The sequence below is a fragment of the Thiomicrorhabdus chilensis DSM 12352 genome, assembly GCF_000483485.1.
Classification (GTDB): Bacteria; Pseudomonadota; Gammaproteobacteria; order Thiomicrospirales; family Thiomicrospiraceae; genus Thiomicrorhabdus; species Thiomicrorhabdus chilensis.
Map to the genome: position 1 here is coordinate 91,009 of NZ_KI519609.1, position 13,762 is coordinate 104,770.

The window sequence follows — 13,762 nt, forward strand, 5'->3', positions numbered from 1 at the left end:
AAAAAGGTTAAAAACCCGATTAATAAACTAAAAAAATAATTAAATGCAGATCTCATTTTTTGTCTTTTATTTAAATTTTGGCAACGATGAAAAGAATTGTACTAAACCTTGGATGAATTGGTTTGAATTGTGCAGTTAAGTTTGATTTCTAGAAGAGATTGTTTGAACCGTTCCAATATTTCCTTTCTAGGAAAGCTTTTACGCCATGCTAGAGCAACTTTTCTGGTTGGGACGGGGGGATTTAACTCTTTTACCGTAAAAAGAGCTTCATCACGTTCTGAGAGCGAACTGCATGGAAAAATAGATATACCCGCACCGGATGCCACCATATATCGAATGGTTTCCAAAGAACTGCCTTCAAAGGTTTTTTGCAAACGATCGCTTTGATAATTGAGATGCATCAGATTAGGAAAGGCCTCAACCACCTGATCACGAAAACAGTGTCCTGCCCCTAAAAGCAAAATGGTTTCGTTTTCGATTTTTTTCAAAAATATTTCTTGAGTTGATTCGCTTAAAGGATGCTGTTTCGGAATGATGAGTTTGAAGGGTTCTTCATAAAGTTCAAAGGTTTCGATATTCGGTTCGTCAAAAGGAAGAGAGAGAATCACCATATCCAATTCACCGGTTTGCAGTTTTTCTGCTAAGACATGGGTGTAATTTTCTTCAATGATAAGAGGCACATTTGGAACTTTTTGATGGAAGGTGGGAATGAGCTTGGGCAACAGATAAGGGCCAATGGTATGAATCGCTCCGATTTTAAGTTCTGATGTCAGTTCACCCAATTCCGTTTTAGCAATTTGCTTGATGTCTTGACTGCGTTCGATGATCTCTTCAGCGATTTGAATGATTTTTTTTCCAACGGGAGTGACTAATACATCTTGTTTGCGTCTTTCAAATAAAATCACGCCTAATTCTTCTTCAAGTTTTTTAATGGCGACACTTAAAGTAGGTTGGCTTACGAAACAGGTTTCGGAGGCTTTTCTAAAATGTCTCTCTTTAGCGACGGCAATGATGTATTTCAATTCATTCAAGGTCATTTTGACGTTTCTCTGTGGAAGTTTGTTCACTTATTAAATATATATATTTTTCTTTATATATTCTTCTTTTTATTCTTCTTAGTGAGGCTAATTGTGTTGATAAATACGATTAATTTAACAGTATCATCATCTTAGCTTGTGTACAGGGTGTGGGTAGAGCACCAAATAAGTGGCGTGGATAAATGTGTGTGTTTTGTGGATAAAAAATAAGGTTAATGGAAAAAGGTGACTTATCCACAAAATGACACATTTTATTCACCGTGTTATTGGCTTGTGAATGCCTGGGCGATTTATCATAATGGGAGTCAAATTCCATTAAGACCATTTTAGATGATTAAGGTGAATTAAACCAATGCAATCGGAACTTTCCACATCAGATTTATTAATGCTTTTTCAGTCTAGACGTACTTGTTACCAGTTTACTGATCCTGCAGAGTCTCCGATTGATCGGCAGGCATTATTGAATTGTTTGGAAGCGGCTAGATGGGCGCCCAATCATAAATTAACCCAGCCTTGGCGTTATTGGTGGTTAGGCCCGGAATACAAACAGAAATTGGCGCATATCTATGCCGATAATCGAGCTAAAAAAAAGGCGCTACCGCAAGATTCTTGTGATTACGATTGTTTTTATCAGAAAGCGATACAAAAGTTTAATCGTATTCCGGAGATATTGTTAGTGGGTCAGGTGCTGGCACAGGATAGAGTTGTTGAAAAAGAAGATTATGCCGCTTGCGCCAGTGGCATTCAGAATTTCCAGTTAATGGCATGGAATCAGGGAATAGGGGTGCAGTGGAGCACCGGTCCTATTTTACAGGACTCCAGAACCCATGATTTATTGCAAACCGACCCTGCAAAAATCGAACTGATTGGTGCTTTATACGTGGGTAATCGTAAAACCGATTGCGGCAGTGTGACCAACGCAAAAAGAAAACCGTTAGAAGAGATTCTGACCTGTCTGGATTAACCGATAGGTCTGAAGCCCTGTTGGATTGTTTAGAAATTCAGGGTTTCTTCTTCAACTAATAAACTGTTTTCTTCATGCAGAGAGTTACGAATGCTTTTCTTAAAGAGCAATTTATTCTGAACCGCATTGGGCAGATCGGTGAAACGGATAATGTCTTTATTGATCAATACTTCAATCAAATCTTCAATGACTCGCACCATATCCAAGTCCAGTTTATCCAAAACGGTCTTGATCAGCTCTTCACTGTGGGGGGAGTTTTTTAAAAAATCTTTGAGTTTTGGATCAAACAGACTGATTTCTTCAAGGTTTGGACCAGGAGAAAAATCGATTTCGGAAATTTCGCCGTCCACGTCACGTCGGATGAAAATCATAACTCCTCCTTTGAGTTTGATTATAGGTAAAAAACAACCAGGCCTGCTTGTTTTAAAATCCGGGTTGTTAAAGGAACCTCTGATTCAACCAGAGATTCCTTAATCTTCTATTTCAGAAAGCACATTACCTAATAGAGCCGTTAAACGATCATTTTGAGAGTAGTCGACCGGACAATCGATGACGGTCACGGTATTGGCATTCAGCGCTTTTTTGAGTGCAGGCAAGAGTTGGTCTGCCGATTCAATGCGAACCCCCTCAGCACCGAAGGATTTGGCGTAGGCAACAAAATCCGGGTTTTTAAAGTCGATATAGGCCGAACGACCAAAACGTCTTTGCTGTTTCCATTCGATCAGGCCATATTGACTGTCGTTCCATATCAGGATCACCACTGGTGCGTTGCAGCGCAGTGCGGTTTCAATCTCTTGGGAGTTCATCATGAAGCCGGCATCACCCGTCACCGCGACCACCGCTTTGTCCGGATAGGCGAGTTTGGCGGCAATCGCCCCTGGCACCGCAATGCCCATCCCTGCAAAACCGTTAGAGATGATGCAAGTGTTGGGTAAATCACAGCGGAACATACGTGCCATCCACATTTTATGGGCCCCCACGTCACAAATGGCGATATCGGCTTTTTTCATAGCGGTACGCAGATCCCAGATGATTTTTTGCGGCAGCATTGGCCAGTCGGTGCTGGTTGAGCAGCGATTCATCTCTTTGATCATGGCGTCCCTCAGCGGAAAGTCGATCAAGCTGTTTCTTTGAGGTTTGGGGATTAATTCTCCCAGGGCCGAAAGGTTACGGCCGATGTTGCCGATGAGTTCGATTTGAGGGATATAGCTGTGATCGACTTCGGATTTTTTGGTGTCGATATGGATAATCTTATGGTTGCGTTTTGGGTTCCATAGATGTGGGTGATACTCAACCATATCAAAACCGACACAAATCACCACATCGGCTTTTTCAAAACCGCCGTTTTCGTAATCACCTTTTTGCAGTCCTGCTGAACCCATTGCCATGCCGTTTTTGAAGAAAGGAATAATTCCTTTGGCCATAAAGGTATTCACCACCGGAATAGAGTGCTTTTCCACAAACATCTGCAGATCATGGCCGGCTTCGGCACGAACAGCGCCGTTACCAACCAGTATCAAAGGGTATTCTGCATTTTGGATCAATTCAGCCGCCGCTTCCAATAACTCGTGATCCGCAAGTGTCAGACGGTTGGCACTGGTTGGCAACGGGGTTTCATCAGTATCCATTTCAGTGATATTTTCTGGAAGGTCGATGAAGGTCGCACCCGGTTTTTCCGCTTCCGCCAGTTTGAAAGCCTTACGCACAACTTCCGGTATGGTTTCCGGTTCCAGTACTTGGGTGGCATATTTGGTGATGGGTTTGAACATGCTTACCAGATCCACCACCTGGTGGGATTCTTTATGCATACGAGTGGTGGCTGCTTGACCCGCTATGGCGACCAGAGGGGCGTTGTCCATATTGGCGTCAGCCACGCCAGTGACCAGATTGGTGGCCCCGGGTCCGAGCGTGGAGAGACAAACTCCGGCACGTCCCGTCAAACGTCCGTAAACATCGGCCATAAAAGCGGCGCCTTGTTCGTGACGTGTGGTGATGAACTGGATTTTTGAATCCAGCAAAGCATCCATAATGTCTAGATTCTCTTCTCCGGGTATTCCGAAAATGAATTCAACCCCTTCATTTTCCAGACATTGAACAAATAATTTTGCCGCTTTCATGCACCACTCGCTTTACTGTTACATCATTGAATTTCAGACCTTGTTAAAAATAACAGGCCTGGATGGAATATGGAATCGTTTAGATTAAAATTTATCTTAAAAAGGGTTATTTCGAGCATAAAAAAAGGGGAAAATATTCCCCTTTTAAACTCCTTAAACGTTCGATGGGGTTACTTGTTGGTCAAGTAATCAACCACCTTCCACATTCTGTCTTTACTGTGCGCCATTGGCACATCCGTTAAGTATTGGCCGTTAACGATTACAGCAGGAACACCTTCAATACCGTAAGATTGGGTCACTTTCATGGCATTTCTAACCAGTTGATCGACTTTAAAACTTTTGAATGTTGCAATAAAATCGGCTTCCTTGATTCCAAACTGAGTGAAGAATTCAGCAATGGCTTCAACCGTGAAAAGCGGTTTTTTATCTTGATGCAAAGCCGTGAAAAAAGGCAGATGCGATTGTTCTATCACGCCGAGTTCTTTGGCGGTGTAGTAAACCTTAGCCATAAAAATCCAATTAGGATTGTTTAATACGGCGGGTACTTGTTCAAAATCGACATTGGCAGGTTTGGTTTTAAGCCATTCATGAATGCTGGGCTCCAAATGAAAGCAGTGTGGGCAGCCATAATAAAAGACTTCGGTCACCTGTTTTTGATGGGGTGCGATCGATTGTGGCTGTGGAATTTTTTTATATTCCACGCCTTCTGCAAAATCGAACTCATCCTGAGCGAACGAAACGCTGGAAAACAAAGCCATAAAGGTTGTGAAAACCAAGGTTTTTAACCAAGTTCTGCGTATCATGAAAACCTCTTCAGTTCATTTAACGTTAAGTGGATCTATTGAGCTTAAAGCTCACCGTAGGAGTGCAGTCCCGATAGGAACATGTTAACCCCTAAGAAGGCGAAAGTGGTGATCAACAAGCCAATCAATGCCCACCAGGCCATTGGCTTGCCGCGCCAGCCTTTAGACATACGGATATGCAACCAAGCGGCATAGTTTAACCAGACAATCAGAGCCCAGGTTTCTTTTGGATCCCAAGACCAGTATCCGCCCCAAGCTTCAGCCGCCCACATGGCGCCCAACACCGTCGCAATGGTGAAGAAGGCAAAACCAAGAGCGATGTTTTTATACATGACATCATCCATCAGCTCCAATGAAGGCATGCGTTTTACGAATGTGCTGTCCGGGTTTTTTTCAGCGACTTTGGCGGTGATTAAATAGGCGAGACCCACCATCGCGGCAATCGAGAAAGTACCATAACCGATGAAGTTTGCTGGAACGTGGATTTTCATCCACCAGCTTTTCAATGCCGGTACCAGTGGTTGGATAACATGGGCTTCACGGTCAAAGGTATACCACAGGATAAAACCGACAGCGGCGGCAATGACCAACATTACAAAACCACCCAAGGTGCGGGTTTTGTATTTTTGTTCGTAATACAGATAAATCAGTGCGGTCATGACCACAAACAGAATGAAGACTTCGTACAGGCTACTGACCGGAATATGGCCGTAATCCATATTGATTATATAGGATTCGCGCCAGCGAACCATCATGCCGATCAGACCGAATGCAGACGCACTCCACACCATTGAAGTGGCGACTTTTCCGGTAAATTCGGACTTTTGATAAAGTGCCAGAAAATAGGCCACCATAGCGAGAATGAAAAGGGCGTTCATCCACATGATCGCCGATTGGCTGGAGATCAGGTATTTGAGGAAAAAAGCCTGCTCGTTGGCAGTAATGACGTCTCCATGCGCTTGATAGGTATAGATCGCTAAAACACTCAATAAGGCTACGACAACCGTGAGTGGCTGAAAACTCGGCCACATGCGCCCAAGCCAGATCAGTCCGATGGCGGCACCCGCCAAAATTGCGTCTTCGTAGATATCCATTAAGGAGCCGTATTGGTTCCAGGCTAAATAACTACCCACAATGACGAAAAGCGCCCAGGCTACATCTCTGAAGCCAAAAGCCTTTTGTTTTGATGAATTAAACTCATGAGTAACGCTTTCTGTTTGCATGGTTTGCTACCTTTAAGCTGTTTTTGTTGGGTTATGGGTCGGTTGTTGAATCTGCTTAACAAGCTCGTTGAATTCGATTTCCGTTTCAGGCAAAGGTTTATTGTCCTTGCCGGCTACGGTAATCTCCACTGAATCATTATTTTCATTTTCATCGTTTGCTTGAATGTGTATCCAAATGCGTTTTTGACGCACATAGAATAGGAAGAACACCCCGATTATAAGCATTGCACTCCCAAAATAAACCACATCTTTACCGGGAGATTTGGTGATTTGCAATCCGGTTGCCTGAATTTGTTTGAAGGATTTCAATTCAAAATACATTGGCGGTCCGTATCGCGACAAGCCGTTGAAAGCATTAAGCGCATCTTCAAACCAGATTTTGTCAAAATCGGAGATGTCCTGATCGGCTGCGAGTTTCACACCTTCTTTTTGCAATATGGTCAGATAAAGGCTCTGTAAGGCAAAGCTTGATTGACTGAAATAGTATTCGGCCACTTGCTCGCGTTCTTTTTCAGGGACATTTTTATTCACGAATTCAGTAATACCTTCAAAGCCTTTGGCTCGGAACAGGTTCATCAATTGCTGCATCAGTTTGATTTGCAATTCATAGGTTTTGTCAGTGATCTGTTCGGTTTTTGGGAAAGCATCCCTTAAGATTTTACTGGTCTCGACCGGATTGTTTACGAGCGCCAAGAACTGGAAAAAACGGGTCTTTGTTTTGTTGGCATCGGCCGGGATGAACAGGTAGCGGAAAGGTTCGCTGTTGATGGTGCGTACTCCGGTCATAAAGAACCAACGATCTTCCTGAAGGCTCGGCATCATATAGTTTTCGTATTCCCAGGCCTTACCTTGTTCATTACGAACCTTGAATATTATAGAAGGGCCGTTGTTGTGGAATTTCTTACCGGTTTGAGCTTTCTCTTCCTCAGTGGTGGGTACCATGTTGAACAAACGGAAGTCGTTGATCTCTACTCTAAATTTGCCGATCGGCGTTTTCAAGGGCTCTACCTTGTTCACGGCCGTTTCCAACGGCATGACGTTCTCGATTGGAGACAACAGCGGATGGACATCCAAATTGAGAATCGAACCGCCATCGCCAAACGAAGACTGATAGATCGCATAATTCTTGTAATAGAGCGGATGATTGACCGCGATGGTTTTGACGATGGGTTCGTCCAGTTCGGGGTCGGTCAGAATCAGGTCGCTTTCGTAGGATTTAGGCATACCGGTATCGTAATATTCGATGCGGAAATCTTTCACATCAATGCTGAACGGCAGTTTCTGAACCAGGTAACCGTTTTCATAAGGCAGAAATAACACATCGGTTTTTTGCCCTTCCGGCACATTCACAGAACCGCGGAAAGAGAGGTTCTCCGGTCCCATCCAGGCGGTTTGTTCAACCTTGTCCAAAGACACGGTGCGGGTTTCTGGAATCAAATCCCCGGTCAGTTCGCGGTATTTCAGCAGCAGGTTACTGTCCAGCAAAGCGCCGACACAGATGACAATAATGGAAATGTGGGTGAAGAAATACCCCAATCGATTCCAACGGCCTTTCAAGCCGGCAACGGTGACACCGCCATCGTCTTTATGGTGAACTTTGGTTTTGTAACCATTGGTTTTGAGCAATGCCTGAGCACGTTCGATTTCGGTTTGTTGGCTGTTGGTACTCTCAAAAGTGGCGTGGTTCGGCTGGTGTTTCAGTGCGTTGACAGAGAGTTTTTCACTGAACTGTTTTATGTCTTTCAGAAAGGTCGGCGTATTGCGGGTGACACACACACTGGTTGAGAGCAGCAAAAACACCAATACTAATACAAACCAGGCTGCACCGTATACATGATAAAGGCCCAGACTGTTGAACACATCTGCCCAAAAAGGCCCGAACTTGATGATGTAATCCTGGAAAGTTTGGTTTTGTTGCAAAACCGTTCCAATCACCGAAGCAATCGACAGCATCACCAACAGGGTGACCGCCAGATTCATGGAGCCTAAAAAGTCGAGTAGAACTCTACTTTTTTTAGGGTGAGATGACGCTTTTTGAGAAAAGTTTTTTTGTGTCATAAGCCTATAAATACAGGGGTTTAAGGGGCTAGAAGATACCCGACCTCTGAATAATGTTATTTAAAAAGATTGTAGAGTATATACTTATGCAAACCATTGATAAAGTATTAAAGAATATTCTATGCAACACCCTCTGTATCAAAAAGCAACCTATTTGAAAAGTGTGCCGACCTTGGCATTGTGTCCCGAAGATGAAGGTTATGAAGTCGCATTTGCCGGTCGTTCCAATGCCGGTAAATCCAGCGCGTTGAATGTCATCACTTCGCAAAGAGGATTGGCCCGAACCAGTAAAACGCCGGGTCGCACCCAGCTGATCAACTTTTTCGAATGTGATCCTGAACGTCGGTTGGTGGATCTGCCGGGTTACGGCTTTGCCAAAGTGAACATCAAGATCAAACGTGCCTGGGAAGAAGGATTGTCGGAATACATTGAGAAAAGAAAGTGCCTTAAGGGGTTGATTTTATTGATGGATTGTCGCATGCCGCCCACCGAGATCGATTTGGTGATGCTGGATTGGACTCAGGATTTGAAGTTGCCGGTGCATGTGTTGTTGACCAAGTCCGATAAACTCAAAAAAGGGCCGGCAAAAGCAAATTTGCTGAAGTTACAAAAGTTATTGAAAGAAGAATATCCGCATGCTTCGGCTCAACTGTTCTCGTCCTTAAAGCGTGAAGGCCTCACACAAGTGTGGAACAAGTTGGACGAATGGATGGATTATGAACGTCCGGTCAAAGAGAATAAGTCCGATTGACGGTGTGGAAGTCCCCCCTCGTTCAACCATTAAAAAAGGCCTCAAATGAGGCCTTTTTTTAATGCATAAAATGTTTCGATGGTTTAGAAACGATACCCCGCTTTTAATGAATAGGTGGCATTTTCACCAATCTGGTTATAGCCGACCAGAACATCCATAAAGAGCAAATTGACATTCAATCCGGCTGAGAATTTCATCAAAGAGAGGTTTTCGGTTTTCAGGTCAACCGTCGTATTGGTGTTTTCAACTTCGGGATCGACATTGGCCAAAACCAGGCCGATTCCTGCGTAAGGGGTTAAATTGGCAAAGCCTTTGGAGATGCCCAAATCCACGCCGTAACTGCTGAAATTCAAGGCTTTGATGCCGGAACCTTTGGTGTAGTTTCCACTCAACGAAACAGCCGGTTTCGCCGTGCCACCTTCGATTAAGGCGTAGCGCACTTCGGCACTCCAGCTGGAAGCTTTGCTGTCTGCAAGCAGGTTGTAGTGCAGACCCACATCGAACCCGCCCGGCAAGCCTTTGATGGCGTGCAGGCTGTATATAGGCAGTATTTCCTGGTCACGTTTGCTTTGATTGGAGAGTTTGTAAGCGCTTTGTGCGAAACTCACGGACGCCCCGACATCAAACCCGGTCAAGCCAAGTTGTTCGGCAGGGAACAGGGTTTTATGGTTGAAAATATTGGTGACGCTTTCAGAAAAGTTTTCAAAATCATTTCTTGAATCGAATGTCAGGCTGTCGATATTGTTATCGGCTTGCACATTTAGGGCTGTGGCCACTAAACATGAGCCCAATAACAGGTTTTTTAGGTTTTTATGTGACAAAATCATGGGGTTTCTCCAGAGAATAGGTAATGAATAGGATCCAAATACATCATGTTTGAAAACAGGCAGGCCTGTCCAAATTGATTTTTCCGGATCTGAAATTTAATGGGCTTCATCCCAGTTTTTGCCTTGTCCGATATCGACAATCAACGGTACCTTGAGATCCAATGCAGATTCCATCAGCTCTTTAATATGAGGTATGACGGCTTCCCTGTCTTTTTCAGCCACTTCAAACACCAGTTCATCGTGTACCTGCATGATCATTTTGATGTCGAACGGGCAGTTGTCCAACCAAGATTCGATGCGGATCATGGCGGTTTTGATGATGTCGGCCGCAGTGCCTTGCATGGGGGCGTTGATGGCGGTGCGTTCCGCATATTGGCGCAATTGGCCGTTGCGGGCGTTGATGTCCGGCAGATAAAGGCGCCGCCCCATTAGGGTTTCCACATAACCGTTGGCTTTGGCGTTTTCTTTGGTGGTGTCCATATAGCTGAGCACACCGGGATAGCGTGCAAAGTAAAGGTTGATGTATTCCTGAGCCAGATTTCGCGAGACGTTGAGCTGTTTTGCCAAACCGAATGCCGACATGCCGTAGATTAGACCGAAGTTGACCGCCTTGGCGCTACGGCGTTGTTCGGAAGTGACCGCATCAAGCGGCACACCGAAAATTTCGGCAGCAGTAGCCTTATGGATGTCTTTTCCTTGAGCAAAAGCATTAAGCAAGCCTTCGTCACCGGAAAGATGCGCCATGATGCGCAACTCGATCTGAGAATAGTCGGCGGCGATCAACTGGTAACCGGGTTCGGCAATGAAAGCTTGGCGAATACGACGGCCTTCGGGTGAACGCACCGGTATGTTCTGCAGGTTGGGTTCAGTGGATGATAAACGGCCGGTGGAGGCCACCGCCTGCTGGTAGGAGGTATGCACCCGTCCTGTATTGGAATTGATCTGTTTAGGCAGAGAATCCGTATAGGTGGATTTGAGTTTCGCCAGGCTGCGGTATTCCAGAATCAGGTTGGGCATCTCGTGGCCTTGCTCGGCCAGCTCAGCCAATACCGGTTCTGCGGTCGATGGCTGGCCTTTTGGGGTTTTCTTGATGACCGGAAGCTCCAGGTTCTCAAACAGAATGACTTGCAACTGTTTGGAAGAGTTTAGATTGAAGACTTCACCAGCAATCAAGTGCGCTTGCTGTTCGAGTTTGCCGAGTTTTTCGGTGATTTCCAGACTTTGTTTGGCCAGCATGTCGGTGTCGATGAGCACGCCGTTGCGTTCCATGTGCGCCAATACCGGCATTAAAGGCATTTCAATGTCGGTAAAAACCGATTTCAGGCTGGGTTCTGCTTCCAATTGTTGCCAAAGTGTTTCGTGAAGCTGTAAAGTGACATCGGCATCTTCTGCGGCGTAAGGGGAGGCGGTCTCAATTTCAATTTGATTGAAAGTCAGCTGTTTTTTGCCTTTACCAGCAATCTCTTCGAAATGAATGGTGCGATGATTCAGGTATTTAAGTGCCAAATCGTCCATATTGTGACGGGTGGCGACACTGTTCAAGGTGTAGGATTCAAGCATGGTGTCGAATTTTATGCCTTTTAGTGTGATACCGTGATTTTGAAACACATGCCAATCATATTTAAGATTTTGCCCGCATTTAGCGACATCAGGGTTCTCCAGAATGGGTTTAACTTTTTCCAGAACCGTTTTCTTATCCAGTTGTTCAGGTGCGCCTTCGTAATCGTGAGCCAGTGGAATGTAGCAGGCCTGTCGGGTTTTATTTTCAACCACGGCAAAACACAAACCGACAATTTGCGCTTCCATGGTATTCAGCGAAGTGGTTTCGGTGTCTACGGTTATTAAATCGGCTTTGTGTAAACGTGTCATCCACTTTTCAAACTGTTCTTGAGTCAATACGGTCTCGTAAGGTTCGGAGTTTTTCATTTCAGAGCTGTGATTTGAATTCACGACAGCTTCGGATTGACCGGATGAGGCGGCACTGTTTTTCTTGGTAAGAGTTTGGCTGTGCGCCTTGGCGCCGTTGGATTTTGAAAAGGGCGGGTTTCCTTGCATGACCTGGTTGAGCCAGGTTTTGAATTCATATTCGGCAAACAATTCCTGCAGTTTGGCCAGATCGGCCGGTTGGCGGTTGATGTCTTCGAGGTGTACCGGCAGATCACAATCGATCTTAATGGTGGTGAGTTCGCGTGATAACGCCAGTTGATCGAGGTTGTTACGCAGGTTTTCACCGATTTTACCGCCAATCATATCGGCGTTTTCAATCAGTCGATCGATGTTTCCATGTGCATTGAGCCATTTAACCGCGGTTTTGGGTCCACATTTGGGAATGCCTGGGATATTGTCGGAGGTGTCGCCGACCAGTGCCAAGTAGTCGATGATCTGGTCGGGGCGTACGCCGAATTTCTCTACCACGGTTTCAGGGGTGGAGAGGGCATCGTTCATGGTGTTGATCAAGGTGATGTGTTCATTGACCAATTGCGCCATATCCTTGTCCCCGGTGGAAATCAGGGTATCGTGTTGGGCTTCAGTCGCTTGATGGGCAAGGGTGCCGATGACATCGTCCGCTTCCACACCTTCTATGACAAACAGCGGTAACCCCATGGCTTTGACGATTTCGTGCAAAGGGGCGATCTGGCTGCTCAACTCTTCGGGCATGGGCGGGCGGTGTGCTTTGTATTCGCTGTACATGTCGTGACGAAAGGTTTTGCCTTTGGCGTCAAAGATCACCGCCATCTTTTCAGGCTGGTATTGAGAGAGTAGTTTACCCAGCATATTGACCACCCCGAATATCGCGCCGGTGGCCTGACCTTTGGAATTGGTCAAGGGTGGCATGGCATGAAATGCCCGGAAGAGGTAGGAGGAGCCGTCCACTAAAATAAATGGGCTATCCGGGTTGGTGATCAGAGGTGCATTGGCTTGTACATCTGGTTGCACATTCGATTGGGTCATTTGTTTGCCTGTTATGGTAAAATTGTGGGATCATTTTACCCAATAACGAGACTTTACTCTATGTCTGTCTATACAGTCGTTGACGAACCCCAGCTAATCGAATTCTTAAAGGATTATGAAGTCGGGAGCTTGAAATCCTTTGAAGGCATCAGTGCCGGTATCGAAAACACCAATTATTTTGTGGATACCAACCTGAACGGGGAAACCAAACGATTTGTACTCACCATTTTCGAACACCACAGTTTTGAAGAGTTGCCCTATTTTCTGGATATTATGGCGTTTATGGCGGAACATCAAATTCCGACCGCACATCCGATTCAAACCTTGTCGAACGGTTATTTAAAAGAGCTGTACGGTAAGCCGGCCGCCTTGGTGGAACGTTTGACCGGCAGCGGGGTGGAAGACCCGTCCGAAATCCAGTGCGGTGTCATGGGGGAGCAGTTGGCACGTTTCCATCAAGCTGGAGCCGGTTTTGAATCTAAACGCACCAATGACCGTGATTTGCAATGGATGCAGGCCACCTTCAAGCAAATAGAAGCTTTTTTGCCGGACGATGAAAAACAGATGATCACTCAAGAGCTTGCTTTCCAGTCCACGATTGACTGGGCGCATTTGCCACAAGGTGTGATCCATGCGGATCTGTTCTGCGACAACGCCCTATTTGACGGCGATCAGCTTTCCGGCATCATCGATCTCTATTATGCGTGCAACAGCACATTTTTGTATGACTTGGCGGTGATGGTCAATGACTGGTGTCGGTTGCATAGCGAACAGCCTCTGGAGATCCATTTCGATCAAGCCAAGGTTGAAGCCATGGTGTCAACCTATCAGAAACAACGTCCTTTGACCGATGCCGAACAGAAAGCTTGGCCTGCGGCGTTGCGATTGGCGGCCTTGCGTTTCTTTCTGTCACGCCTTAAAGACCTGCATATACCACGGGAAGGGGAGATGACCCAGATTAAGGATCCAAAAGTGTTTAAACGCGTGTTGGCGATTCATCAGCAATCCGTGTAACCAACAGGCCTGCTCA

At 45.5% G+C, this 13,762-nt stretch carries 11 protein-coding genes; 3 read left to right on the forward strand and 8 right to left on the reverse strand.

What is annotated here, in order from left to right:
* Positions 1 to 101: 101 nt before the first annotated feature.
* Entirely contained in the window at positions 102 to 1,037 is a 936-nt protein-coding gene (locus B076_RS0100410; RefSeq protein WP_028485567.1) for a hydrogen peroxide-inducible genes activator, read from the reverse strand.
* Between the two features lie 352 nt (positions 1,038 to 1,389).
* On the opposite strand from B076_RS0100410, the gene B076_RS0100415 reads away from it, so the two are divergent.
* Positions 1,390 to 2,001, forward strand: coding sequence for a nitroreductase family protein (locus B076_RS0100415; protein WP_028485568.1), 612 nt, complete (start codon positions 1,390 to 1,392; stop codon positions 1,999 to 2,001).
* 29 nt (positions 2,002 to 2,030) lie between these two features.
* Here B076_RS0100415 and B076_RS0100420 read toward each other — a convergent pair whose 3' ends face one another.
* From B076_RS0100420 to B076_RS0100445, 5 genes are all read right to left on the reverse strand, one after another.
* The gene (locus B076_RS0100420) at positions 2,031 to 2,372 is read right to left on the reverse strand and encodes a hypothetical protein (protein ID WP_028485569.1); all 342 of its coding nucleotides are present in this window, start codon (positions 2,370 to 2,372) and stop codon (positions 2,031 to 2,033) included.
* Positions 2,373 to 2,471: 99 nt separating this feature from the next.
* Positions 2,472 to 4,118, reverse strand: a complete 1,647-nt coding sequence (locus B076_RS0100430; protein WP_028485570.1) for an acetolactate synthase large subunit — start codon at positions 4,116 to 4,118, stop codon at positions 2,472 to 2,474.
* A 170-nt stretch (positions 4,119 to 4,288) separates the two neighbouring features.
* Entirely contained in the window at positions 4,289 to 4,921 is a 633-nt protein-coding gene (locus tag B076_RS0100435; protein WP_028485571.1) for a thiol:disulfide interchange protein DsbA/DsbL, read from the reverse strand.
* 44 nt (positions 4,922 to 4,965) lie between these two features.
* Complete coding sequence (ccsB, locus tag B076_RS0100440; protein ID WP_028485572.1) at positions 4,966 to 6,144, reverse strand: c-type cytochrome biogenesis protein CcsB; 1,179 nt, start codon at positions 6,142 to 6,144, stop codon at positions 4,966 to 4,968.
* 12 nt (positions 6,145 to 6,156) lie between these two features.
* A complete protein-coding gene (locus B076_RS0100445; RefSeq protein ID WP_028485573.1) occupies positions 6,157 to 8,202 on the reverse strand; it encodes a cytochrome c biogenesis protein ResB in 2,046 nt (681 codons plus the stop codon).
* Between the two features lie 121 nt (positions 8,203 to 8,323).
* Here B076_RS0100445 and yihA point away from each other — a divergent pair, with 121 nt between their 5' ends.
* Positions 8,324 to 8,953 carry a ribosome biogenesis GTP-binding protein YihA/YsxC gene (gene yihA / locus B076_RS0100450; protein WP_028485574.1) on the forward strand — a complete coding sequence of 210 codons (630 nt, stop codon included), beginning with the start codon at positions 8,324 to 8,326 and terminating at the stop codon, positions 8,951 to 8,953.
* 83 nt (positions 8,954 to 9,036) lie between these two features.
* Here yihA and B076_RS12860 read toward each other — a convergent pair whose 3' ends face one another.
* Together B076_RS12860 and polA are read right to left on the reverse strand one after the other, a co-directional pair.
* Positions 9,037 to 9,780, reverse strand: a complete 744-nt coding sequence (locus B076_RS12860; protein ID WP_051347075.1) for a hypothetical protein — start codon at positions 9,778 to 9,780, stop codon at positions 9,037 to 9,039.
* A 96-nt stretch (positions 9,781 to 9,876) separates the two neighbouring features.
* Complete coding sequence (gene polA / locus B076_RS0100460) at positions 9,877 to 12,732, reverse strand: DNA polymerase I (RefSeq protein WP_028485575.1); 2,856 nt, start codon at positions 12,730 to 12,732, stop codon at positions 9,877 to 9,879.
* A gap of 60 nt (positions 12,733 to 12,792) precedes the next feature.
* On the opposite strand from polA, the gene B076_RS0100465 reads away from it, so the two are divergent.
* Positions 12,793 to 13,746 (forward strand): homoserine kinase, encoded by a 954-nt coding sequence (locus tag B076_RS0100465; protein ID WP_028485576.1) that lies wholly within the window; start codon positions 12,793 to 12,795, stop codon positions 13,744 to 13,746.
* Positions 13,747 to 13,762 lie beyond the last annotated feature (16 nt).

Excerpts from the sequence above, each read along its gene's own strand:
- B076_RS12860 (WP_051347075.1), bottom strand. The coding sequence starts at position 9,780 with ATGATTTTGTCACATAAAAACCTAAAAAACCTGTTATTGGGCTCATGT.
- B076_RS0100420 (WP_028485569.1), bottom strand. The coding sequence starts at position 2,372 with ATGATTTTCATCCGACGTGACGTGGACGGCGAAATTTCCGAAATCGAT.
- polA (WP_028485575.1), bottom strand. The coding sequence starts at position 12,732 with ATGACCCAATCGAATGTGCAACCAGATGTACAAGCCAATGCACCTCTG.
- B076_RS0100435 (WP_028485571.1), bottom strand. The coding sequence starts at position 4,921 with ATGATACGCAGAACTTGGTTAAAAACCTTGGTTTTCACAACCTTTATG.
- B076_RS0100465 (WP_028485576.1), top strand. The coding sequence starts at position 12,793 with ATGTCTGTCTATACAGTCGTTGACGAACCCCAGCTAATCGAATTCTTA.
- B076_RS0100410 (WP_028485567.1), bottom strand. The coding sequence starts at position 1,037 with ATGACCTTGAATGAATTGAAATACATCATTGCCGTCGCTAAAGAGAGA.
- B076_RS0100430 (WP_028485570.1), bottom strand. The coding sequence starts at position 4,118 with ATGAAAGCGGCAAAATTATTTGTTCAATGTCTGGAAAATGAAGGGGTT.
- B076_RS0100445 (WP_028485573.1), bottom strand. The coding sequence starts at position 8,202 with ATGACACAAAAAAACTTTTCTCAAAAAGCGTCATCTCACCCTAAAAAA.
- yihA (WP_028485574.1), top strand. The coding sequence starts at position 8,324 with ATGCAACACCCTCTGTATCAAAAAGCAACCTATTTGAAAAGTGTGCCG.
- B076_RS0100415 (WP_028485568.1), top strand. The coding sequence starts at position 1,390 with ATGCAATCGGAACTTTCCACATCAGATTTATTAATGCTTTTTCAGTCT.
- ccsB (WP_028485572.1), bottom strand. The coding sequence starts at position 6,144 with ATGCAAACAGAAAGCGTTACTCATGAGTTTAATTCATCAAAACAAAAG.